At 65.9% G+C, this 23525-nt stretch carries 20 protein-coding genes and 1 tRNA gene; 10 read left to right on the top strand and 11 right to left on the bottom strand.

Annotation, left to right across the window (positions count from 1 at the left end):
• Positions 1–29 precede the first annotated feature (29 nt).
• The 5 genes from BWQ92_RS18395 to BWQ92_RS18375 all read left to right on the top strand — a co-directional run bounded on the left by BWQ92_RS18395 (position 30) and on the right by BWQ92_RS18375 (position 4101).
• Positions 30–902 (top strand): FAD:protein FMN transferase, encoded by an 873-nt coding sequence (locus BWQ92_RS18395; RefSeq protein WP_076801938.1) that lies wholly within the window; start codon positions 30–32, stop codon positions 900–902.
• Positions 899–2455: a ferredoxin--NADP reductase gene (locus BWQ92_RS18390; RefSeq protein WP_076801935.1), complete on the top strand. Its 1557-nt coding sequence runs from the start codon at positions 899–901 to the stop codon at positions 2453–2455. The genes BWQ92_RS18395 and BWQ92_RS18390 overlap by 4 nt, the downstream gene beginning before the upstream one ends.
• A gap of 82 nt (positions 2456–2537) precedes the next feature.
• Positions 2538–2610, top strand: a tRNA-Arg gene (locus BWQ92_RS18385).
• 99 nt (positions 2611–2709) lie between these two features.
• On the top strand, positions 2710–3750 hold the full coding sequence (locus BWQ92_RS18380; protein WP_076801933.1) for a M4 family metallopeptidase: 1041 nt from the start codon (positions 2710–2712) through the stop codon (positions 3748–3750).
• 60 nt (positions 3751–3810) lie between these two features.
• A complete protein-coding gene (locus tag BWQ92_RS18375; protein WP_076801931.1) occupies positions 3811–4101 on the top strand; it encodes a protealysin inhibitor emfourin in 291 nt (96 codons plus the stop codon).
• A gap of 16 nt (positions 4102–4117) precedes the next feature.
• On the opposite strand, the gene BWQ92_RS18370 is transcribed toward BWQ92_RS18375, so the two are convergent.
• A complete protein-coding gene (locus BWQ92_RS18370) occupies positions 4118–5086 on the bottom strand; it encodes a helix-turn-helix domain-containing protein (RefSeq protein ID WP_076801928.1) in 969 nt (322 codons plus the stop codon).
• An 81-nt stretch (positions 5087–5167) separates the two neighbouring features.
• Between BWQ92_RS18370 and BWQ92_RS23880 the strand changes: the two genes are divergently transcribed.
• Together BWQ92_RS23880 and hrpA are read left to right on the top strand one after the other, a co-directional pair.
• Complete coding sequence (locus BWQ92_RS23880; protein WP_172411637.1) at positions 5168–5335, top strand: hypothetical protein; 168 nt, start codon at positions 5168–5170, stop codon at positions 5333–5335.
• A 77-nt stretch (positions 5336–5412) separates the two neighbouring features.
• Positions 5413–9417, top strand: a complete 4005-nt coding sequence (gene hrpA, locus BWQ92_RS18365; RefSeq protein WP_076801926.1) for an ATP-dependent RNA helicase HrpA — start codon at positions 5413–5415, stop codon at positions 9415–9417.
• An 85-nt stretch (positions 9418–9502) separates the two neighbouring features.
• Here the strand turns inward: hrpA and BWQ92_RS18360 are convergent, their stop codons facing one another.
• Positions 9503–11017, bottom strand: coding sequence for an MFS transporter (locus BWQ92_RS18360; protein ID WP_083706361.1), 1515 nt, complete (start codon positions 11015–11017; stop codon positions 9503–9505).
• Positions 11018–11442: 425 nt separating this feature from the next.
• Here BWQ92_RS18360 and BWQ92_RS18355 point away from each other — a divergent pair, with 425 nt between their 5' ends.
• Positions 11443–13047, top strand: a complete 1605-nt coding sequence (locus BWQ92_RS18355) for an HNH endonuclease (protein WP_442856731.1) — start codon at positions 11443–11445, stop codon at positions 13045–13047.
• Here BWQ92_RS18355 and BWQ92_RS18350 read toward each other — a convergent pair.
• From BWQ92_RS18350 to BWQ92_RS18340, 3 genes are read right to left on the bottom strand one after another with little or no spacing between them, the layout of a single operon-like run.
• A complete protein-coding gene (locus BWQ92_RS18350) occupies positions 13044–13472 on the bottom strand; it encodes an HIT family protein (protein ID WP_076801923.1) in 429 nt (142 codons plus the stop codon). The genes BWQ92_RS18355 and BWQ92_RS18350 overlap by 4 nt on opposite strands.
• Positions 13469–14623: an NAD(P)-dependent alcohol dehydrogenase gene (locus tag BWQ92_RS18345; protein WP_076801921.1), complete on the bottom strand. Its 1155-nt coding sequence runs from the start codon at positions 14621–14623 to the stop codon at positions 13469–13471. Before BWQ92_RS18345 ends, BWQ92_RS18350 begins: the two co-directional genes overlap by 4 nt.
• A gap of 52 nt (positions 14624–14675) precedes the next feature.
• Positions 14676–15518, bottom strand: a complete 843-nt coding sequence (locus BWQ92_RS18340; protein ID WP_076801918.1) for a sulfurtransferase — start codon at positions 15516–15518, stop codon at positions 14676–14678.
• A 98-nt stretch (positions 15519–15616) separates the two neighbouring features.
• Here BWQ92_RS18340 and BWQ92_RS18335 point away from each other — a divergent pair, with 98 nt between their 5' ends.
• Entirely contained in the window at positions 15617–16696 is a 1080-nt protein-coding gene (locus tag BWQ92_RS18335) for a PLP-dependent cysteine synthase family protein (protein WP_076801917.1), read from the top strand.
• Here BWQ92_RS18335 and BWQ92_RS18330 read toward each other — a convergent pair.
• Positions 16693–17349: an MBL fold metallo-hydrolase gene (locus BWQ92_RS18330; protein WP_076801915.1), complete on the bottom strand. Its 657-nt coding sequence runs from the start codon at positions 17347–17349 to the stop codon at positions 16693–16695. The two genes, BWQ92_RS18335 and BWQ92_RS18330, sit on opposite strands and share 4 nt — an antisense overlap.
• 96 nt (positions 17350–17445) lie before the next feature.
• Between BWQ92_RS18330 and BWQ92_RS18325 the strand changes: the two genes are divergently transcribed.
• Positions 17446–17910: a Fur family transcriptional regulator gene (locus BWQ92_RS18325; protein WP_076801913.1), complete on the top strand. Its 465-nt coding sequence runs from the start codon at positions 17446–17448 to the stop codon at positions 17908–17910.
• Between the two features lie 50 nt (positions 17911–17960).
• Here the strand turns inward: BWQ92_RS18325 and BWQ92_RS18320 are convergent, their stop codons facing one another.
• From BWQ92_RS18320 to BWQ92_RS18300, 5 genes are all read right to left on the bottom strand, one after another.
• A complete protein-coding gene (locus BWQ92_RS18320) occupies positions 17961–18836 on the bottom strand; it encodes a metal ABC transporter permease (RefSeq protein WP_076801911.1) in 876 nt (291 codons plus the stop codon).
• Complete coding sequence (locus BWQ92_RS18315; RefSeq protein WP_076801909.1) at positions 18836–19651, bottom strand: metal ABC transporter ATP-binding protein; 816 nt, start codon at positions 19649–19651, stop codon at positions 18836–18838. The genes BWQ92_RS18320 and BWQ92_RS18315 overlap by 1 nt, the downstream gene beginning before the upstream one ends.
• Entirely contained in the window at positions 19648–20619 is a 972-nt protein-coding gene (locus BWQ92_RS18310; RefSeq protein WP_076801907.1) for a metal ABC transporter solute-binding protein, Zn/Mn family, read from the bottom strand. The genes BWQ92_RS18315 and BWQ92_RS18310 overlap by 4 nt, the downstream gene beginning before the upstream one ends.
• Positions 20620–20745: 126 nt before the next feature.
• Complete coding sequence (locus BWQ92_RS18305; protein ID WP_076801904.1) at positions 20746–21816, bottom strand: hemolysin family protein; 1071 nt, start codon at positions 21814–21816, stop codon at positions 20746–20748.
• Positions 21813–23234, bottom strand: coding sequence for a hemolysin family protein (locus tag BWQ92_RS18300; RefSeq protein WP_076803816.1), 1422 nt, complete (start codon positions 23232–23234; stop codon positions 21813–21815). The genes BWQ92_RS18305 and BWQ92_RS18300 overlap by 4 nt, the downstream gene beginning before the upstream one ends.
• Between the last annotated feature and the right edge of the window lie 291 nt (positions 23235–23525).

The raw sequence follows: 23525 nt of genomic DNA, 5'->3' as shown, positions 1-23525 counted from the left end.
ACGACGACGCCGAGCCAAAAGGAGGGCGCATGCCGCACCCGGGCTGGCAGAACTTCGGGTTTGACGGAATCGGAACCCGGTGGGAAATTTCCACGCCCGCCCCTGTGGCCCCCGCGCTGCGTGCCGGGCTGTTGGCCGAAGTGGAGCGCTACGACTCCACGTGGTCCAGGTTCCGGGCGGACTCGCTGGTCACCCGGGTGTCGGTGGCCCCCGGGCAGTACGGGTTGCCGGCCGAGGCCTCCGGACTCGCTGCCCTTTACCGTCAGCTCTATTCGCTCAGCGGCGGCGCCATGACTCCACTCATCGGCAAAAGCCTTGAGCAGCTGGGCTACGATCCGCAGTACTCTCTCCGGCCGCACGGAGCGGCCATCGCGCCGCCGGCGTGGGACGACGTTTTGGAATGGCACGGCACGTCACTGACCACCACGGCTCCGGTGGTGCTGGACATCGGAGCGGCCGGCAAAGGCCAGCTCGTGGACCTCCTCGCCGGGCAACTGAGGAGCCACGGGGTTCCGGACTTCTTCATTGATGCCAGCGGGGACCTGCTGAACGGCGGCCGGCAGCCGGTGCAGGTGGCCCTGGAGCATCCGTATGACGCCACCAAGGCGATAGGAACAGTTCCGCTGGGATCGGGCGCGCTCTGCGCCTCGGCATCGAACCGGCGGGCCTGGGGAGACGGGCTCCACCACGTCCTGGACGGCACCACCGGGGCGCCGGTCAGGACTGTCGTGGCCACGTGGGCGCTGGCGGACAGCGCCATGGAGGCGGACGCCCTCGCCACCGCCCTGTTCCTGGTTCCGGCCGCGGACCTGGAACAGCACTTCCGCTTTTCCTGGCTCAAGGTATTTTCCAACGGCAGCGCGGAGTATTCCGCGGCATTCGAAGGAGCGCTGTTCACATGAGTTCCACCACCTCCCGGCAGCAGACCGCCCCCGGCACCGCCCTGGACGCCTACCTTGGCCGTTTCACGATGTACCGGCTGGTGCTGCTGGTGCTTGCAGTGCTGGCCGTCTACAGCCTCGTCCTCGACGCCCTCGGCTGGCTGACGTTCGGCATTCCCAACATGCTGGCCCACCTGGCCCTTTGCCTGGGGCTGACGTACGTTTCCAACCGCGCCCTGGCAGCGCTGTTCCGCGTCCGGCCGCACAGCGAATCCTCGCTGATTACGGGCCTCCTGCTCTACTTCCTCTTCTGGCCCACCCAGCTCGGCCCTGCATTTGCGCCGATGGATCTGGGCGGGGTTGCCCTGGCCTGTGTCCTGGCGTCAGCTTCCAAGTACGCCCTGGCCTGGCGCGGGCGCCATGTGTTCAACCCTGCTGCTGCCGGGGCATTCATCACCGGGCTCACGGGCCTCAACATCGCCACATGGTGGGCCGGCACACCGGCCATGCTGTGGCTACTGGTTCCGGGCGTCTTGCTGGTGCTGTACCGGACCCGGAAAATGCTCATGGCCGCTGTGTTCGTCCTGGTGGCCATCGCCGTCGTGGCCGCGGTGCAGGTGCCTTCCGGCGTCGGCCCCGGAAGTGCCGTCTGGCAAACCCTGGCACAGGGTCCCGTGCTGTTTTTTGCCGGCTTCATGCTCACCGAGCCGCTCACCCTGCCGCCCCGGCGCTGGCAGCAGCTGGCGATGGCCGCCGTCGTGGCGGTCCTGCTGGCGACGCCCTTCAACCTGGGCATTATGGCTAACTCCCCCGAGCTGGCTTTGCTGGTTGGCAACCTGCTCGCATTCCTGGTGGGCCAGCGTGGAAGCGTCCGGCTGCTTTTCAGCCACTCCCGCCCGCTCACGCCGAGCACCACAGAATTCGTCTTCCGCCCCCACCGGCCGCTCCGCCACGAACCCGGACAGTACCTGGAGCTGGATCTTCCACATGCCAAGCCGGACGGACGCGGCCGGCGCCGCGTCTTCAGCCTGACCAGCTCCCCGGAGGCATCCCACGTGAAGATCGGCGTCGGCACAGCACACCCGGTTTCGGCTGCCAAGCGCAGGCTTCTTGCACTCAAGCCCGGCGACGAACTCACCGCCACCACCGTCGCCGGAGACTTCGTGCTGCCAAAGGGACCGGACCCGCTCCTGTTCATTGCCGCAGGCATCGGCGTGACGCCATATGTGGCCCACCTTTCCCACGGTGTGGCCCGCGAGCGCGATACGGTTCTTCTGTACCTCGCCCGGAACACCTCGGAGCTCGCCTACACGGCGGAACTGGAGGATTCGGGCGCCCGCGTCGTTGCCCGGCTCGCTGACGGTTCGGTTCCGCCGGACTTTATCGAGGACGCCGGGGCCGTGCTTGCCCCGGGGGCACGGCTGGACGGCCACGCGCTGAAACGGCTGGTACCGGACATCGGCCAGCGGAGGGTGTTTATCTCGGGTTCACCCGCCAGCGTCGGCTCGCTGCGGCGCGCCGCTCGGCATGCCGGCGCCCGCCGTATCCACGTGGATTCCTTCGCGGGATACTAGATAGGAGATCCCGTTTTCCTTTCCGGGCCACCTTCCTGCTAAGCTCTAGGACGTCCGGCCGGGAACGGCAGGATCCCTGAATGCCCTCGTAGCTCAGGGGATAGAGCGTCTGCCTCCGGAGCAGAAGGCCGTAGGTTCGAATCCTACCGAGGGCACAGAAGAAACCCCCGCCGCTGACTGAAAGCGGCGGGGGTTTCGTGCATGCCCAGTGCGCCTGACGAAGAATGTCAGACGCCGTCCATAGGGTGAGTCGCATGATCTGTTCAATTGTTCCGCCGTACATCCTCCGCCGCCTGGCCACCCAGGGGTCCCCCCGGTACTCGGCTGTTGCCCGGGCGGCCAAGGAGGCCCTGCACCACGTTGGCGCCGTGCACGCGGCCCGCACGGCGGCGCCGTCGGCTCCGGCCAGCTTCAGACAACTGCAGCCCGCCCCGGTTAACAGGTCGATCTTTGACGCGATGTACGGTGAGTCGCTGCCCGGGCAGGTTGTCAGGAAGGAAGGCGACCTGGCCACCGGTGATCCCGCGGTCGATGAGGCCTATGACGGCATGGGCCACACGCACGGCCTCTACGCCGACGCGTTCGGGCGCAACTCCGTCGACGGGCAGGGAATGCCACTGAAGGCCACCGTCCACTTCGGCCGGATGTATGACAACGCCTTCTGGGACGGCCAGCAGATGGTGTTTGGCGACGGCGACGGCGAGGTCTTCCAGCGGTTCACCCGCTCGCTCAGCGTTATCGGCCATGAACTGGCCCATGGTGTGACGCAGTTTTCTGCCGGGCTCGCCTACCGCAACCAGGCCGGGGCCATCAACGAGTCCGTCTCCGACGTCTTCGGCGCGCTCGTGGAGCAGTATTCCCGGAAGCAGACCGCCGCCGAGGCCTCCTGGCTGATTGGCGAGGGCCTGTTCACACCGCAGGTCCAGGGGTCCGCCCTGCGTTCGATGAAGGCACCGGGAACCGCGTACGACGACGACATCCTGGGCAAGGACCCGCAGCCGGACTCCATGGACTCCTATGTCCGCACGCGGGCGGACAACGGCGGGGTCCACATCAACTCCGGCATTCCGAACCGGGCGTTCTGCCTCGTCGCCCAGACCTTGGGCGGGAATGCCTGGGAAGCTCCGGGGCAGATCTGGTACGAGACCCTGACCGGCGGCTTGCTCAGCCCCAACAGCACCTTCACTGCGTTCGCCAAAGCCACCGCGGCAACGGCGAGGGAACTGTTCGGCGAGGAGTCCACAGAGCATGACGCCGTGCGCGGGGCGTGGGAGACTGTGAAGGTAAAGCTCTAACCGACGCCGGGACTGTGACCTTCCGTTTCCCGGCAGCTGCGGAAAACCGGGAACCTCGCCATGAAAATCACAGTCGAGCGCAGCGGCGGGATAGCCGCACTCACCCGCGTGTGGACGGTGCAAGCCGTCACGTCGAGCGACAAGAGCCGGTGGCAACCCATCGTCGAAGCCTGCCCCTGGGACGCCGTCGCCGACCCCCGGCAGGCGGCGGACGGGCAGCCGGACCGCTTCACATACTCCATCCGGGCAGGCCAGCACCGTGCCACGCTGCCCGAGACGGCAGTCACCGGCCCGTGGCGGGTCCTCGTGGAGTCGACACGGGCCGCCGCCGAAGAATCCCGGCAGTCCTAGCCTGCCGGGCCTGCCCTTAGCCGGCCGGGGCCATCTGGCCGCGGAAGGCCCTGCGGTAGGACTGCGGACTCGTGTCCAGCACCTTGGCGAAGTGGTGCCGGAGCAGCACCGGGTGGCCGAACCCCGACTGGCGCGCCACCTCGTCGATGTTCAGCTCCGTGGACTCCAGCAGCTCCTGGGCACGGAGGACCCGCTGGGAATTGAGCCACGCAGCCGGGGTGGCGCCCGTCTCCGCGCGGAAGCGGCGGGCAAAAGTGCGCGGCGACATGTGCACGCGGGCGGCCAGCTCATGGACGGGATGTTCCTCGTCCAGGTTCTCCACCATCCAGCGAAGGAGTTCCTCCATCGGCTGGGAGCCGCATTCGGGCATGGGCCGGTCGATGAACTGGGCCTGGCCACCGTCGCGGTGCGGCGGGACCACCATGTCCCTGGCGATGGCGGCCGCCACGGCAGCCCCGAATTCGATCCGCACCAGATGCAGGCACGCGTCAATGCCGGCGGCCGTTCCGGCGCTGGAGATGATCCGCCCGTCCTGGACGTAGAGGACGTTCTCGTCGACCAGGACGTTGGGATACTGGGCCGCCAGTTCCTCCGAGTAGTGCCAGTGCGTGGTGCAGCGGCGTCCGTCCAGAAGCCCAGCCCGCGCCAGCGCAAAGGCACCGGAGCAGATGGACATCACCCAGGCGCCGCGGCTGTGCGCGGCCCGGAGGGCATCGAGGACCGCTTCCGGAACGTCTTCATCCCGGCCGTAGGGCGCCATGATCACCAGGTCCGCGTCGGCGGCAGCTTCGAGCCCGAGGCCCACGTTCATGGTCAGGCCGGTCTTCAGCGGAACTTCGCCGGGCACCGGCGTGCACACGCGGAAGTCGAACTGCGGCACGCCCGTCCCCCGGTCCGAACGGTCGATGCCAAACACCTCAAAAGCGGTACCGAACTCAAAGATCGAGAAATTGGGAACCACGATGACTGCCACTGACTTGAGCATGTTTCCAGTATGGCAGAAATTTGTACTTTTTAGGCATTTCTGCCACTTCTTTCCCCTGTTCCACGGGAGAACCATGGAGGCATGGAAATCTTCGGAATCGCCCTTCTTGTCCTGGTCCTCGTTGCCGCTGCAGCCACGGTCGGCGCCATTCTTCGGGATGGCCGCGGGCACACCCCTCCCGAGTATTCGGTCCGGGACTGGTCCGCACTCGACCTGCCCAGCAGCAACTACACCATGCGTATCTTCTAGCAGCGCTAACCAAGCACCCAACCCAAGGACCCGGCGCACGCCGGGTCCTTTTACGCGGCAGTAGACTTGGAGGAGCCATGACTTTTCACATCTCCTACCCCGCCGAGCTGCCGGTTTCCGAGCGCCGCGAGGACCTGATGGCCGCGATCGCCGCCAACCAGGTGACGATCATCGCCGGTGAGACCGGCTCCGGAAAGACCACCCAGATTCCCAAGATGTGCCTCGAGCTGGGCCTGGGCGAGAACGGCCTGATCGGCCACACCCAGCCGCGCCGGCTCGCGGCGCGGACGGTGGCCGAACGCATAGCCTCCGAACTCGGCGTCGATATCGGGCAGGAAGTGGGCTTCCAGGTCCGCTTCACCGGCGAGGTGAGCAAGTCCACCAAGGTCAAGCTGATGACCGACGGCATCCTTCTGGCCGAGATCCAGCGCGACAAGCTGCTCCGCAAATACAACGCGATCATCATCGATGAGGCCCACGAACGCAGCCTGAACATCGACTTCATCCTCGGCTACCTCAAACGGATCCTGCCGCAGCGGCCGGACCTGAAGGTCATCATCACCTCCGCCACGATTGATCCGGAGCGCTTCGCCCGGCACTTCGGCTCGGACGAGGAACCGGCACCCATCGTTGAGGTGTCCGGACGCACCTTCCCGGTGGAGATCCGCTACCGGCCGCTCTCCCAGCCTGCCGGCGGCCCGTCCGGCGATGACGAGGACAACTCCTCCGACGATGAACTCGAGGAAGACCGCGACCCGCTGGACGCCGTCTGCGACGCCGTCGACGAGCTTGCCGTCGAAGCGCCTGGCGACATCCTCATCTTCTTCTCCGGCGAGCGTGAGATCCGGGATGCCGCGGACGCCCTGCAGGCCAGGATCCAGTCCAACCGGCGGCTCGCCGGCACCGAGGTCCTCCCCCTGTTCGCGCGCCTGAGCCTGCAGGAGCAGCACCGGGTGTTCAACCCGGGCGGCAAGCGGCGGATCGTGCTGGCCACCAACGTGGCCGAAACCTCGCTGACCGTGCCGGGCATCAAGTACGTGATCGACACCGGCACTGCCCGCATCTCGCGCTACTCGCACCGCACCAAAGTGCAGCGGCTGCCCATCGAACGGGTGTCCCAGGCGTCGGCAAACCAGCGTTCCGGACGCTGCGGCCGCGTCTCGGACGGCATCGCCATCCGGCTGTACTCCGAGGAGGACTTCGAGTCCCGGCCGCTCTACACCGATCCGGAAATCCTGCGCACCAACCTGGCGGCCGTCATCCTGCAGATGACTGCCATGGGCGTGGCACGGGGACCGAAGGACATCGAAAAGTTCCCCTTCGTGGAGCCCCCGGACTCGCGGGCCATTAACGACGGCGTGACCCTCCTTCGTGAGCTTGGCGCCTTGAGCGCGCCGCAGGCAGGCGGCGGTGTTCCGCAGGCAGGAAGTAGCGCACCGCAGACTGCCGGCACCGCGGGAAAGCGCAACGGCCGCAACGGCGGCAGCGGACTGACCGCCGTCGGACAGAAACTTGCCCAGCTGCCGGTTGACCCGCGGCTCGGCCGCATGATCGTGGAAGCGGGCAAGCGCGGCTGCGTCCGCGAAGTCATGGTCCTGGCGGCGGCCCTCACCATCCAGGACCCCCGGGAACGCCCGACGGACAAGCAGCAGCTGGCTGCCGAAAAGCACGCGCGCTTCCGTGACGAGAACTCCGATTTCACCGGCTACCTGAACCTCTGGAACTACATCCACGAGAAGCAGCAGGAGCTGTCCTCCACCCAGTTCCGCCGCCTGTGCCGGAACGAATTCATCAACTACCTCCGCGTCCGTGAGTGGCAGGACCTGTTCACCCAGCTCCGGCAGCTGGCCCGGCCCCTGGGCATCAGTCTGGACAACAAGCGGGAAGCAGACCCGGTGGGCAACCACGAGGGCATCCACATCAGCCTCCTTTCCGGGCTGCTGAGCCACATCGGCATCCTCGACGAGCGCAAGCGGGAATACGCCGGCGCCCGTGGCAGCCGCTTCGCCATCTTCCCCGGCTCGGCGCTGTTCAAGAAGTCGCCCACCTTTGTCATGGCCGCCGAGCTCGTGGAAACCAGCCGGCTGTGGGCGCGGGTCGCCTCCAAGTTCGAGCCGGCATGGGCCGAACAGGTGGCTCCGCACCTGATCAAGCACAGCTACAGCGAACCCCACTGGTCCACCAAGATGGGCGCCGTGATGGCCTACGAAAAGGTCACCCTCTACGGTGTGCCCATCATTGCCCAGCGCCGCGTCAATTACGGCAAGGTCGATCCCGTCCTGGCCCGCGAACTGTTCATCCGGCATGCGCTGGTCCAGGGCGAATGGAAGACGCACCACAAGTTCTTCCACCGCAACCGGGCCCTGCTGCAGGAAGTCGAAGAGCTCGAGGCGCGGATGCGCCGCCGGGACCTGCTGGTGGACGACGAGACGCTCTTCGAGTTCTACGACGCCCGGGTAGGCAAGGACGTCGTCTCGGAACGGCACTTCGACAAATGGTGGAAGGACGCCCGGCAGCAGGAGCCCGCACTCCTGGACTTCGATGAGGCGCTGCTGCTGAGCGAGGACGCCGAGGCGCTCGATGAGTCCGCCTACCCGAAGACGTGGCTGCACAAGGGCTTCGAACTGCCCCTGAGCTACGAATTCCATCCCGTAGCGCCCGGCTCGACACCCAATCCGTCGGACGGCGTCACGGCCGAAGTGCCGGTCCTCTTCCTGAACCAGCTCGACGACGCACCCTTCCGCTGGTTGATCCCCGGCCAGCGGGTGGAGCTCGTCACCGCGCTGATCAAGTCACTGCCAAAGCAGGTCCGCAAAAGCTTCGTTCCGGCCCCCGACGTCGCCCGCCAGGCGGTGGCAGCCCTGGAATCCGGTTTCGACCCCGCCGAGGACGAGTTGGAAAGCTCACTGGAGCTTGTCCTGCGCCGCCTGAAGGGCCAGATTATCCCTCCCGGTTCCTGGAACTGGGACGCGGTCCCGCCGCACCTTCGGGTGAGCTTCAAGGTGGTGGACAGCCGGGGCAAGGTGCTGGACGAGGGCAAGGACCTGGAAGCGCTGCAGGAGCGGCTGGCACCGGCCACGCGCCGGGCCATCGCGGAATCGCTGGGTGCCACCCCCGCCACTGCCGGTTCAGGCTCCCCCAACTCGCGGACGCCGAAGAAGACCCGGCAACAGGCGGCCGCCCCCACATCCAGCCCGCAGGCGCACGCCGGATTCAAGGAACAGTCCGGCCTGACCCAGTGGCAGTTCGGCACCCTCCAGCGCGAAGTCAGCGTTACCGTCAAGGGCCACACCGTCACGGGATTTCCCGCCCTGGTGGACGAGGGGAAGTCCGTGGGCCTGCGCGTCTTCCAGACGGCTTCCGAGCAGCTCGAGGCCATGCGGGGCGGCGTCATCCGGCTCCTCGCTCTGCGGGTACCGGCGCCGGACCGCTATGTGCTGGAGCACCTGAACAACACGGAGAAGCTGACGTTCAGCCAGAACCCGCACGGTTCCGTTTCGGCCCTGATCGCCGACTGCGTCCTCGCAGCGGTGGACAAGCTCACGCCCGCAGAACTTCCCTGGGACCAGGCAGCGTTCGACGCTCTGTATGAGCACGTGCGGGCGGAGCTGATCGACACCGTCTTCAGCGTCACTGCCGTGGTGGAGCGCATCCTTGCCAGCACCAGGCGGATCGAGAAGCAGCTCAAGGGCACCACCAGCCTGGCTCTCATCAGCGCGCTCAACGACATCCGCAGCCAGCTTGAGCAGCTCGTGTTCCCCGGCTTTGTGGCCAAGACCGGCTATGCGCAGCTGAGCCAGCTTCCGCGCTACCTCGCCGCCATCGAAAAGCGCCTGGAGAAGCTGCCCGGGAACGTACAGCGCGATGCGCTCAACATGGCCGCCGTCCAGCAGCTGGAGGACGACTACGACGACGCCGTGTCGGCGCTGCTGCCCGGCCGCCGCGCCGGGGCGGAGCTGACGCAGGTCCGGTGGATGATCGAGGAGCTAAGGGTGAGCCTGTTCGCCGTCGAGCTCGGCACAGCCTATTCCGTGTCCGAGAAGCGGATCCGGACGGCACTGAACAAGGTGATGGCGGCATAAGCCGCTTTAAAGCCCGACGGCGGCCGCCTCCTCCCGGAAGCAGCCGCCGTCGTATGCCCCCTTGCACCGGGCATTTGGGTATGGCTTAGCGGGCGCCAGCGCCTACAGCCTCTGCCGGTTCAGGCGAGAGCAGCATGGTCCTCGTGTCGAGGCGTTCGTTGCTGTCCTGCCCTTCAACCAGCTTTGCGGCCTCATCGTGGCTGGATACCACCGGGACGGAACCGAGCAGCGGCCGAGCGGCAGATTCGCGCATCTTCACGAGTGCCACCAACGCGACGGCGGAGAAAAACATGACGTAGAAGGCCGGCGCATAGGTGTTGCCTGTGACCTGGACGAGGATCTGGCTGACAAGCGGCGTGGTGCCGCCAAAGATTGAGATGGACAGATTGTGGGTGACCCCTACGCATCCATAGCGCGAGGCCGTGGGGAACAGTTCGGACATCACGGCACCCGTCAGCGACAGGAAAAAAGCGCTGGGCACCATTACCAGGAAGAATGCGAGATACAGCGACCAGAGAGTCCCGACATGCATCAGCGCGAATGCCGGCACCAGCAGGACAAGGTTTCCAATCGTCGCCATGGCGTAGATGGGGCGCCGGCCGATGCGGTCGGACCAGCGTGCCACGACCGGAATCAGGAGAGCCTGCAGGACCAGCACAACAACCGCAGCCACGGCGGTGTGCACAGCATTCGAACCGATCTGGGTTTCCAGGAAGGTGGGCATGTAGCTCGTGAGCATGTAGCCCGCGGTTCCATCGGCGGCGACGATAGCGCAACCGATGAGGATCTGGGGCCAGTAGTGCTTCATGATGTTCGGCAGGTTGTGCCGGACGAAAATGGGGTCGACGTCCTCGGTGGCCGTCCTTACATGCGCGACCTCGAAGCTGGGTGACTCCGGGATACGCCGCCGGAGGGAAATGGCCAGGATGCCCAGGGGCAGGGCAATCAGGAAAGGAATGCGCCAGCCGCCGTCGAGCATTGCCGACTCGCCCCACAGTGAGGTTGTGACCATGGTGGTTACCGCCACAACGCTGGCCCCGGCAGCGAAGCCGAGCATGGACCCGGAATTCAGCAGCGAGGTCATGAAGCCGCGGTTACGGTCCGGCGAGAATTCCGCGATGTATGTCGCGGCGCCGGAATACTCGCCGCCGGTGGAGAATCCCTGCAGCATCTTCAACAGGTAGAGGGGAATGATGACCCAAAGGCCGACCTGCCCGGCGGTGGGCAGCAGGCCGATGATGGTGGTTGCCGCGGCCATGATGGCCATCGTGAAGAAGAGCACCCTGCGGCGGCCGATCCTGTCCCCCAGCGGGCCGAGGATCATGCCACCCAGGGGGCGCACCACGAAGGAGACGGCGAAGCCCAGCAGCGTAACCAGCAGACCCATCCGCGAGTCCATGCCCTCGGTGAACACAGACGTCATGGTGACAGCGAGGTAACCGTAGATGCCGATGTCGTACCACTCGATGAAGTTGCCGACGCCGGCACCGATCTGGGCCTTGCGGAGCTCACGCTTGTCAACGACGATGCAGTCGTCCGTCCGCAGCCGGCGGGTGGTCGTTTTCAGCGCCGACTCTTGTGTTCTGGACTGATCGAACATCCTTGTCCTTCTTTTCCTAGAGATGAGAAGCGCAGTTCATGGTCGCGTAGGACGGGGTATTTGCGCTGCCTCGTTGGGGATCGTCGGTTCAACGGGACTGAAGCTCTCCGGCGAGGTCACCGCCCAGATGTCCGGCGCCAACGCCGGCTCAGTCCGTTCATTGTACGAACGTTGCGTTCAAAACTATGGCATGGACCACACGGGTGTCAAGAGCCGGCGGCCTCAGTTGGTCCTTGGAACCGCATCGGCTGGCCCCGGCCCGTACCTCCAACTGGGTGGCAGTTCAGGGCGTTCCCAAGGCTGGAAACCCCCTATGCTGCTACCCGGTTTTCGTTCCTGCGTGGACTCAGAAAATATTTCAGGATTTACCCGGATCCGGTGCCCGATCGGGCCTTATTGTCAGTACCCCTTGGCGCACTGTGTTCATGGAGGTCATTGGGAGCTCAGCACCGGCGCCGGACTGCTGTGACCTGCACGCTGCAGCAGTTCCCGAGGGCTGGATGATTGAGACTTATCCCTTCGATGGGTTTGCGGGCAGCGGGTTCGTCGACGCCGCTAGCGCCGGCGGCGCGGCCTCCGATGCTACTGCGTCGCGGCTGAGCCTGGACGACCGGGTCGAGGCGGTTAGGGCGCTGTTGCCGGCCGATCTCACCGCTGACGGTCCCGGGCTGATGGACCAGAACCGGGCGCTGGAGAAGGTCAAGTGCATGATTGCCGGGCAGCAGGCCCGGCTTGCCGTGGAGTTCGAAGCCAGACAGCGGCAGGAACAAACCGAACCAGGAACGGAGAGCAGCCCGGGGATGGCCGATCCCGGGCAGACTGCTCCCGCGCTGGCCAAAAGCAGCTCACTGCCGGCTGAGGACCTGGGCAGGAAACGCCCCAAAGACCACAACTTGGGCGTGGCTGAGCAGATTGCCCTTGCCCGGGGTGAATCCCCGCACCGGGGCGGCCGGCTGCTAGGGATGGCCAAAGCCCTCGTCATCGAAATGCCGCACACCCTCGCGGCCCTGGATACCGGCCAGCTCAATGAAGAGCACGCGATGTACTTCGTGAAGGAAACAGCTGTCCTGACCGTCGAAGACCGGGCCGCGGTGGATGAGGAACTCGCCGCCGATACCGGGACCTTTGACGGGGTCGGAACCCGCGGCGTCGTCGCCGCCGTCAAGGCCGCCGCGATCCGAAGGGATCCGCGCTCGGTCACGCAGCGGGCCAGCCATGCCGCGTCCGAACGGTCCGTGAGCCTGCGCCCGGCCCCGGACTGCATGACCTACCTGACAGCCCTGCTGCCCGCCCACCAAGGCGTCGCCGTCTACAAGGCACTCACCCTGCAGGCGGATGCCCTCCGTTCCGCCGGGGACCCGCGATCCAAGAACCAGGCCATGGCAGACACCCTCGTTGAATGGATTACCGGAACGCCCGGCGGCATCACCGGGATAGACGTCAACCTCGTCATGACCGACCGCACCCTCCTCCAGGGCGACAGCGAACCCGCCCGGCTCACCGGCTACGGCATCGTCCCCGCAGCCTGGGCCCGGGAACTCCTCAACCAAGAAGAAGCACAGGAAACTGAACAATGGGAAGGTGCCAAGAAAAACGCGGTGAAAGACCTGAAGATCTGGCTGCGCCGGCTCTACACCGCCCCGGACACCGGCGACCTGGTCGCCATGGACTCGAAACGGCGGCTCTTCCCGCCACCGCTGCGCCGCTTCATCCAGGTAAGGGACGACACCTGCCGCACCCCCTACTGCGACGCACCCATCCGACACCTAGACCACATCGTCCCGTGGCATAACGACGGCCCAACCAGCCTCGAAAACGGCGCCGGACTCTGCGAAGCCTGCAACCACACCAAAGAACTCCCCGGCTGGAAAGCCCAACCCCGCCCTGGCCCGCGGCACACCCTGGAAATCACCACCCCAAGCGGCCACACCTACCACTCCACCGCACCCCCACTGCCAGGAACCAGACTGGCCAGATCCACAACGTCCGGAACTGGGGTGGGTGAAACCGGACCGCCGGGCGGGACTTAGGCCTCGGGCACGAACTCCCCGTAGCCGGCGTCGCGCAGGCCCGCCCGCAGCTTTTCCGCGTTGGCGTCCAGCCGGGCCGGATCAGGGTTGTGCTCAGCGGTGGCGAAGTTGAATTCCGACATGCTGTTGGAAGGCCACACGTGAACATGCATGTGGTTGATCTCGTAACCGGCAACGATCAGTCCTGCCCGGGCCGCCCCGAAGGTGTCCACCTGCACCGCGCCGATCCGCCGGGCCACTTCCATGACCTTGGCCAGGGTTTCCGGTGAGGCGTCAGTCCAGCGGTCCACTTCCTCGGTCGGGACCACCAGCGTGTGGCCGTCTGCCAGCGGACCCATGGTGAGGAACGCGGAGACGTCCGGCTCACGCCAGACAAACCGGCCGGGAATCTCCCCGTTGAGAATCTTGGTGAACAGCGTGCTCATGCGTCAGCCCTTTCCGACGGTTCCTGCAGGGTGGATGTATCCAGGACAAAACGGTACTTCACATCGCCTGCAACCATCCGGTCATAGGCGTCGTTAAGTTGCTCGGCACCCACCAGTTCGATATCGGAGACAACCCCGTGCTCGGCGCAAAAGTCGAGCATCTCCTGCGTTTCGGCGATACCCCCGATCAGGGAACCCGCGTACGAGATCCGCCTTCTGATCAGTGCCCCAGGGTTAACGGGCGGCATGGATTCCGAGGGCAGGCCCAGCTGGAACAGGGCGCCGTCCCGGCGCAGGGTGCGGAAAAGCGGGTTGAGGTCGTGCGGGGCGGCAACGGTGTCGATGATGACGTCGATGCTCCGGTTTTCAGCGGCCATCGCCTCCTCGTCGCGGGACAGCACAACTGCGTCAGCACCCAGTTCCAGCGCCGCGGACACTTTGGCTTCGGACGTAGTAAAGACCTTGACTTCGGCTCCCATTGCTTTGGCCAGTTTGACGGCCATGTGCCCCAGGCCGCCCAGGCCAACGACGCCGACCACGTGGCCTTCCCGGACACCGAAGTGCCGCAGCGGCGAGAACGTGGTGATGCCGGCACAGAGCAACGGGGCAGCCGCCGCAGGGTCCAGGCCCTCCGGCACCCGCAGGACATACCGGCGGTCCACCACCACTGACGAGGCGTAGCCGCCCTGCGTGACAGCGTCCCCGTTCCTGGCATCCCTGGTGCCGTACGTCCCGGTCAGGCCGCGTTCGCAGTACTGCTCCAGCCCTTCACGGCAGCTCCCGCATTCCCGGCAGGAGTCCACCATGCAGCCCACGCCCACACGGTCTCCCGGCTGGAAGTCCACCACATCAGAACCAACGCGGCTGACCCGTCCCACGATCTCGTGGCCCGGTACGAGCGGGTAGTTCTGGGAGCCCCACTCCCCCCGGGTGGCGTGGACGTCGGAGTGGCAGAGCCCGCAGAACTCGATCGCAATTTCGACGTCGTCGGCTTTGGGCGCCCGCCGGGCAAGGGTCAGCGCTACCAGACCGCTCGTGGCAGAGGATGCCCCGCGGGCCGCGGCAAGGCGTCCTTCGAGGGGCCCGACGGCGGCCTCCTCCACCGGGATTCGCAGGTTCAGCGGCGGGGGCACAGGGCGTCCAGGAGTCATATGGCGACGCTACCGCGGCTCCCGGATGAGTTCCAATCGCAAGTGCACTTCGTTATTCCCCGGGACGGTCGCCCGTGGCCACGGGGCGGGAGGCGTCATTGGACCATTCGGAGAAGGACCCGGGGAACAGCGTGGCGGCAAACCCTGCGATTTCCAGGGCCGCGATCTCATGGGAGGCCGTCACGCCGCTGCCGCAGTAGACGGCAGTCGGCGTTGCTGTATCGACCCCAAGGGCGCCAAAGCGCTTCCGCAGCTCCTCCGCCGGCAGGAAGCGGCCGTCGTCGTCGAGATTCGCGGTGGTGGGGGCGCTGACGGCGCCGGGAATGTGGCCGGCCCTCGGATCCACCGGTTCCACGTCCCCGCGGTAGCGTTCTGCGGCACGTGCATCCAGCAGCACTCCTCCGGCAGCCCAGCTGGCGGCACCGTCCGCGTCGGTCACCGGCATGCCGCCGTCTGTAAGTGTCACGTTGCCTGCCTCGGGCTCCACGGCCCCTCCCTCCACGGGCAGCCCTGCCGCACGCCAGGCGGCCAGGCCGCCGTCGAGCAGGTGAACGGTGCGGACGCCAGCGTTCCGCAACATCCACCACACGCGTGCAGCGGACGTGCTGCCCGCATCGTCGTACGCAACCACGGTGTCGCCGTCGCTAATGCCCCAGGACCGGGCCGCTTCCTGGAAGCGGGCCCTCGAAGGCAGCGGGTGGCGCCCGCGGCCGGGGTCCGCCGGGTCCGCCAATTCGCTGGGAAGGTCCACGTACGCAGCACCAGGGATGTGTTCCTCGAGGTACCGTGAACGGCCGTCCGGATCCCCGAGCTTCCAGCGGACGTCGAGCACCACGGTGCGCTGGCCGGAGGCCATCCTGGCATTCAGCCCGGCCGCGTCAATGAGGATGTTCATCTGTCTCCTTGAATTCGTCTGAAGGGTTTGCGCGGGCCGCTCGGGGGCGCAACAGCACTAACTCTAGCTGCGGGTGCCCGCGCCGGTAGGCTGATGCGGTGAGCAGGCGATTCAGTGACCGGGCATGGGCGGATGAGGCAGTCCGCAAGATCAACGCTGAAAACAACCGTTCGGCGGACACCCACCTGTACTCGGTGCCGCTGCCGGAACACTGGGGCGTCCAGCTCTACCTCAAGGACGAATCCACGCACCGCTCCGGAAGCCTGAAACACCGGCTGGCCCGTTCCCTGTTCCTGTTCGGGCTGGTGAACGGGTGGATCCGCGAGGGGACCACGATTGTGGAGGCATCCAGCGGCAGCACCGCGGTTTCCGAGGCGTACTTCGCCCAGCTCCTCGGCCTGCCTTTTATCGCCGTGATGACCCGCACCACCAGCCCCGAGAAGATCGCCCTGATCGAACAGTTCGGCGGTGCCTGTCTCCTGGTGGACCATGCTTCAGAGGTGTACGCCGCAGCCGCCGAGGTCGCCGCCACAAGCGGCGGCCACTACATGGACCAGTTCACCTACGCCGAGCGCGCTACCGACTGGCGGGGCAACAACAACATTGCCGAGTCCATCTTTGAACAGCTGGCGCTGGAGGATCATCCGGTCCCCCGCTGGATTGTGGTGGGCGCGGGCACAGGCGGAACCAGCGCCACGATCGGCCGTTACCTCCGCTACCACCGCCATCACACATCCCTGGCGGTGGTCGATCCGGAAAACTCCGCGTTCTACCCCGGCTGGCGGAGCGGCGCCGCGGACTTCAGCACCGGCCAGCCCTCCCGGATCGAGGGCATCGGCCGGCCACGCATGGAACCGAGCTTTGTGCCCTCGGTCATCGACCACATGATCCAGGTTCCCGACGCTGCGTCCGTCGCAGCCATGCGGCACCTGCGTTCGCTGGCGGGCCTGCACGCCGGGCCTTCCACGGGCACCAACCTCTGGGGTGCCTGGCAGCTCGTGGCCCAGATGATCGCCGACGGCGAGCGGGGAAGCGTCGTGTCCCTGATGTGCGACGGCGGCGACCGGTACGCGGGCAGCTACTACAGCCCTGCGTGGCTGGCATCCCAGGGACTGGATCCGCAGCCACATGAAGCCACGCTGAAGGCGTTCTTCGAGACGGGAATCTGGCAGCCCTAGAGGTCCACCGACTCCCTGCTGGAGAGGTGGGTGTACTCGGTTCCGTACTTCGCCCCGATCCGCTTGACATGGCCTTCCACGAGTCCCAGGCCGGTCTCGTTCAGGAGCCCGTCGTGGATGGGGAAAGCCCGTCCGGCGCGGACGCCGATGACGAAGTCCACGACTTCGCTGACCTTGTTCCACGGGGCATGGATCGGGACCAGGAGCGTACGCACGCTAACGCCGTCCGGGATGATGAATGAGTCACCCGGGTGGTACACGTCCCCGTCCACGAGGTACCCGATGTTGGCGACCACCGGAATCTGGGGATGGATCAGGGCGTGCTGGCCGCCGAAGCTGCGGATCGCAAACCCGGCCGTGTCGAAGGCCGTTCCCGGTTCCACGGCATGCACCCGATCCGCTGCCTCCGGCGCCTCCTTGCGCACGTTCTGCGCCACACCTGCCGGAGCAAAAAGCTCCAGCCCTCCGTTGTCCTTGAGGGCAGCCGCGACGGCGGGAACGTCGATATGGTCGGGATGTTCGTGCGTGATGAGGACGGCATGTGCGCCGTCCAGCGCTTCGGCGGTTTCGGAGAAGGTTCCCGGATCAAGGACCAGGACCTGGCCATCCTTTTCGAGCCGGACGCAGGCGTGCGTGAATTTAGTCAGCTTCATGTGGCCAGCCTAGGGACGGGCCCGGGCAGTGTCCACGCACCTCCGGCTGGTAACGTTAAAGCTTGCCATTACCCGAAAGAAAAGCGAGTTCCATCCATGCCACAACGCGCCAGCGCTGACGGCAGGCCACAGGCACCTTCGACGCCCGCCGGCGGGAAAGAGCAGCGCGTCACCAAGCAGCGGATCGCTGTCAGCGCCGCCTTGGACGAGCTCAATGACTTCGTGAGCACCCAGGAGCTGTACCGGATACTCCAGAACAAAGGTGTATCCGTTTCCCTGGCCACCGCCTACCGGATCCTGCAGTCGCTGGCCGACGAGGACCTCGTGGACGTGCTGCGCAATGGCGACGGCGAGGCGGTCTACCGCCGCTGCGCCGTGACGGTGCATCACCACCACCTGCTGTGCCGCAACTGCGGCAAGGCGGTTGAGGTGGAGGCCCCCGCCGTCGAGACCTGGGCCGCGCGGACGGCCCAGGAGCATGGCTACACGGAAGTGGCCCACACGGTGGAGATCTACGGCCTGTGCCCCGACTGCTCGGCGCGCAAGGCCGCCGCGCAATAGTCAAGCACAGCGCAGTAATCAGACGCCGGGCAGTAGACCCCCCAACCGGATTATGCGGTCCGCATCACCCGGCCGTTAAGGCCGCGCTTGGCGCGGACGCTGCCGATGACCCGGCAGGCCACGTAGATCAGGAATGACAGCGTGGTGACGTAAGGGCTGATGGGGATGCGCCCGCCGAGGGCCAGCAGTATGCCGCCCACCGTCGCCGAAACGGCGAACACCACGCTGAGCAGAACCACGAGGCGCGGCGAGGATGTCACCCGCAGGGCCGCTGCCGCGGGCGTGATCAGCAGGGCAAGAACCAGCAGCGCGCCCACGATCTGGATGGACAGCGCCACGCTGACGCCCAGAAGCACCATGAAAACCAGGGCCAGTGAACGCACGGGAACGCCGCGGGCCTCGGCCAGTTCGGGATCGACACTGGCGAAGCTCAGCGGGCGCCAGATGAAGCACAGCGCCACCATCACTGCCACCGCGGTCCCCGCCAGGACCTGAAGCTGGACGGTATCCACGGACACAATCTGCCCGGTGAGCAGGCCGAACTTATTGGCCGCCCTGCCTTCATAGAGCGAGAGGAAAAGAATCCCGAGCCCCAGGCCAAAGGGCATGATCACGCCGATGATGGAGTTCTTGTCGCGGGCCCGGACACCCATCAGCCCGAGCAGGAGCGCAGCTGCCACCGATCCGACCAGGGAACCGAACACCACATCGGTGCCGATGAGAAGCGCAAAGGCGGCGCCGGCGAACGAGAGCTCGGAAATTCCGTGGACAGCAAACGCCAGGTCGCGCTTCATCACGAAGGTCCCTACGAGGCCGCCGAGGAGTCCAAGCACGGCACCGGCCCACAGCGAGTTCTGCACCAGCACGAGCAGTTCCCCGTAGTTATCGAAGTTGAACACCGTTTGCAGGAATGATTCCAGATCCATCAGGAGCCCTTCCCGGAAGCGGCGTGCGCGTCGTCATGATGGTGCGTGGTGGCGTCGGGCAGACCGACGACGACGATCCTGCCGTTGGCATGGATCACTTCCACGTTGCTGTCATAAAGATCGGACAGGACTTCGGTGGTCATGACCTCGTGCGGCGTTCCCACGCTGAACCGGCCGCCGGCCAGGTACAGGATCCGGTCCACGTAGTCGATGATCGGATTGATCTCGTGGGTTACGAACACCACGGCGCTTTTCCGGTCATGGCACTGTTTGTTGATGAGCGCGCTCACAGCCTGCTGGTGGTGCAGGTCCAGCGACAGGAGCGGCTCGTCGCACAGCAGCACCCTGGGGTCGGTGGCGAGTGCCTGGGCAACGCGGAGGCGCTGCTGCTCTCCGCCGGACAGCTGTCCGACAGGCACCTTGGCGTAGTCGCTTGCCCCGACAAGCTCCAGCAGTTCGTCAATCCTGCGGTTTGCCTTGGCGGTGCCGAGCCGGATTCCCCAGCGGTGCCCGTCGACGCCCAGGCCCACCAGGTCGCGGGCGCGCATCGGGGTGTCGGGCGGGAAGGGCTTTTGCTGCGGGATGTAGCCGATCATCCGGCTTCCGCGCTCCACGGGGTGGCCGCCGAGGCTTGCGTGGCCGGAGTGAAGCTCCTGCAGTCCCAGCAGGACCTTGAGGAAGCTGGTCTTGCCGCTGCCGTTAGGACCCAGCACCGCGAAAAACTCGCCCGGATTGATGTCCAGGTTCAGGTCCTCCCAGAGCGCGCGCCGGCCGAACTTCAGCGACGCTTGCTTCAGGCTGACGACTGGGTTCAACGCTGGCTCTTCAGTGCGTTGCTGATGTTGTCCACGTTGTCCGCCATCCACTGCAGGTAGGTCTTGCCGTCCGGAAGCGTCTCGGTGGAGTTCACCACGGGGGTCCCGGCGGCGGTGGCTGCTTTTTTCACGGCCTGCGTCTGCGGACCTTCCGTCTGTTCGTTGTAGGCGAGGAAACTGGTGCTCTTTGCGGCGGCCGCCGCGGTGGCCGCCTTCAGGACCGCGGGCGATACGTCGGCACCTTCTTCGACGGCGGCGGTGTACTCGGCGGGCGTGCGGTTCTCCAGCCCGGCCGCTTCCAGCAGGTAGAGCGGGACCGGTTCCGTGATGGCAACGCCGGCACCGCCGTGCGAGGTCTTCATTGCCGAAATCTTACTCTCAAGCTCCGCAAGACCGGACTTGAACTCAGCGGCGTTGGCGGTGAACTGGGCGGCCGAAGCGGAGTCGAGCGCACCGAGACGGGCGGCAACGGCATCGGCAAGGTGCGCCATGGCATCAAAGCTGTACCAGACGTGTTCGTTGAACTCGCCGTGGTCATGGGCATGTTCATCGGTAGCGTGGGCAGAGGAGGTGCCTGCCTTCTCCGGGGCCAGTCCTGAAACCTCCACTGCACTGACGATGTTTTCGTGCGGCACCTTGCCGTCGTCCGCGAGAGTGTGGATGAAGTCGTCGTAGCCGCCGCCGTTTTCCACCACCAGCTTGGCCTTGGACACTGTCAGACGGTCCTGGGCGTTGGCTTCGTAGGAGTGCGGGTCCTGGCTCGGGCGGGAGATGATGGCCGAGACGTTGACCTTGTCCCCGCCGACTGCCTCAACAATTTCCCCGTAGACGTTGGTGGACGTGACGACGGCGATGCGGCCGTTGTCCCCTGCGGCTCCGGTCTCGGCCGCCGGCGCACCGCAGCCGGTGAGGAGCAGGCCGAATCCGGCCACTGCGGCGGTCAGGACAGTACGGGCGTAGCTGGGCACGGAAATACCTCGGTTCTGAACGGGATGAGTTGCGGGGAGGAGGCAACCTCCCTTCGAGTGTATCGCTAAATAGGAATCATTCCTATTTAGCGGGTGCGGCGGCGGGTTGGCCCGGCACCTGCCCGGCTATTCGCCGTCGGGCGCGCCGAGCCTCCGGATGCCCTTTGCCTGGGTGGCGTCCCTGATCTCGCCCACGAGCTGCTCAATCACATCCTCCAGGAACAGCACGCCTTCGGTTTGCCCGTCCGGGCCGATGACGCGTGCCAGGTGCGAGCCGGAACGCTGCATCACGGACATGGCCTTTTCAATCTCGTCGTCCCGCGAGAGGTTGGCCAGGGAACGGATGCGGCTCTCCGCGATGGGCTGCTCATAACCTGATTCCGGAATGGCGAGCACGTCCTTGATGTGGAGGTAGCCGGAGAGCAGGCCGTCGTCGTCCACCATCGGGAACCGGGAAAAGCCTGTGCGGCTGACCGCCTTCTCAAATTCCAGGGGCGACGCCGACGACTTCAGCATCACCAGCCGTTCCAGCGGAACCATGACGTTGCCGGCGGTGTACTCCGAAAATTCCAAGGCACCTGTGATGAGTCCCGCATCATCGTCCACCAGGCCATGCCGGGTGGACTCCTGCACGATGGACTGCACCTCTTCCAGCGTGAAGGTGGAACTGACCTCATCCTTGGGCTCGATACGCATCAGCTTCAGGATGTGGTTCGCAGACCAGTTCAGCGCAGTGATGACCGGGTTCACGATCCGTGAAATGAACATCAGCGGCGGAGCCAGGAGCAGCGCTGCCTTGTCCGCAACGGACACCGAGATGTTCTTGGGCACCATCTCACCGAACGTGACGTGCAGGAACGTCACCAGCATCAGTGCCACCGCGAACGCCGAGACATCGGCAACTTCCTCCGGCATCCCCAGCCCGGCCAGGGGCGCAGCCAGCAGGTGGTGGATCGCCGGCTCCGCCACCAGCAGGATCAGGAGCGAGCACACCGTGATGCCCAGCTGGGCGCAGGCCAGCATCAGCGAAACGTTCTCCATGGCCCGAAGCGTTGTTTGCGCCCGGACGACACCCTCGTCCGCCAGGGGCTCAATCTGGCTCCGGCGCGCGGACATGACGGCAAACTCCGCCGCCACGAAGAAGGCGTTGCCCAGGAGCAGCAGCACCAGCCAGATAAGCCCTGCCCAGTCGCTCATGGCCGGCCGCCGTTCCCAGACTTGCCGTTGCTGGTCTTGCCGTTCCCGGTCTTGTGGTTCCCGGTCTTGCCGTTACCCGGTTTACCGTTCTTGGCGGTGCCGTTACCGGGGCTGTCCCGGGGTTCCCGGTGGGGCCGGAAGCAGATCCGGTCGATGCGGCGGCCATCCATCCGGGTGACGCTAAGGGTTCCGCCGCCAGCCTCCACCGTGTCCCCAACCACGGGTATCCGTCCAAGCTCGCTCATGACATACCCGCCCACTGTTTCGTAGGCCGACTCGTCCGGGACGGTGAGGCCGGGGATCTGTTCCGAGAGCTCGTCCGGCCGCATCAGCCCGGGAAAGTACCAGTCGCCCGAAGCGCTTTGCAGCAGCCCGGGCCGGACCTTGTCGTGTTCATCGGACACTTCTCCCACGATCTCCTCGACCAGGTCCTCCAGCGTGGCGATCCCGGCAGTTCCGCCGTACTCATCCAGCACCACGGCCAGCTGCAGGTTTCCCTCCCGCAGTTCGGCAAGCAGGGCGTCGAGGTGGATGGTTTCGGGCACCCGGAGGACGTCGGTCATGATGGCTCCGGCCTCGAGTTTCCGCCTGCGGTCGGAAGGAACCGCGATGGCCTTCTTGACGTGCACCAGCCCGCGGATGTCGTCCGCTGACTCACCCAGGACGGGGAAGCGCGAATAGCCGCTGCGGCGGGCCGCGTCTATGATCTCCGAAACGGGCTGGTCGGCGTCGATGGTTTCGAGCCGGATGCGCGGGGTCATGACGTCGGCTGCGGTACGGCCGGAGAAGTTCAGCGTGCGGGCGATGAAGTTCGCTGTTCCCGGATCGATCGTGCCCATGGCGGCGGACCTGCGTACCAGGGAGGCAAGCTCCGCCGGCGTGCGGGCGCCGGATATCTCCTCCTTGGCCTCCAGCCCGAAGATGTTCAGGACCTTGTTCGAGAAACCGTTCAGAACCACGATGGCAGGCTTGAAAATGGCGGTGAAGAGCAGCTGGGGCGGTGCCAGCGTGCGGCCGATGCGGAACGCGAGGGCAATGGCCATATTTTTGGGAACGAGCTCGCCCAGCAGCATCGACAGTCCCGTCGCGATCACCATCGCCACCACCAGGGAGACGGAACCGGCCACCGGTTCCGGGATTCCGACGGCGGCAAGCGGCACCTCGAGCAGCGCCCCGACGGACGGCTCCATGACATAGCCGGTCAGGAGCGTTGTCATGGTGATGCCGAGCTGGCAACTGGACAGCTGCGTGGACAGGGATTTCAGGCATTTCAGCAGCGGCACTGCCGCTGCATCGCCGTCGTCAACGGCGCGCTGCACTGTTGGCTGGTCCAGCGCAATAAGGGAAAATTCGACGGCGACAAAGAAGCCGGTTCCGAGGATGAGCAGCAGGCCGGCGGCAACAAGGAGCCACTCCATCATGGGTGGTAGCCCCCAGGCCGGCACCTGGATTTACCGTCCATGGCACCTATATTTACTGTCCATAAGGATTGCAGTCTACAGGAGCGGCGCCCGCCACAGAGGGACCAAAAACGGTTCATCCGGCCCTGCCGGAAGCGGTGTCTGCCCATGGCGGGAAGGGCCCTGTTTCCGGCTCGTTTGGAGGGCCATTTCGCCACAATTCGGGTGGTACATGATTTGGGTCACCCTTATTGGCAGTTAAGCCGGAACGGTCACTAGACTGGCAAAGGTCTGGGTTCATAGGACGCA

Origin of the sequence: Arthrobacter sp. QXT-31 (assembly GCF_001969265.1) — a bacterium.
In the GTDB taxonomy this organism is placed as follows: domain Bacteria; phylum Actinomycetota; class Actinomycetes; order Actinomycetales; family Micrococcaceae; genus Arthrobacter.
This window is presented reverse-complemented; position numbering and strand designations above follow the sequence as displayed.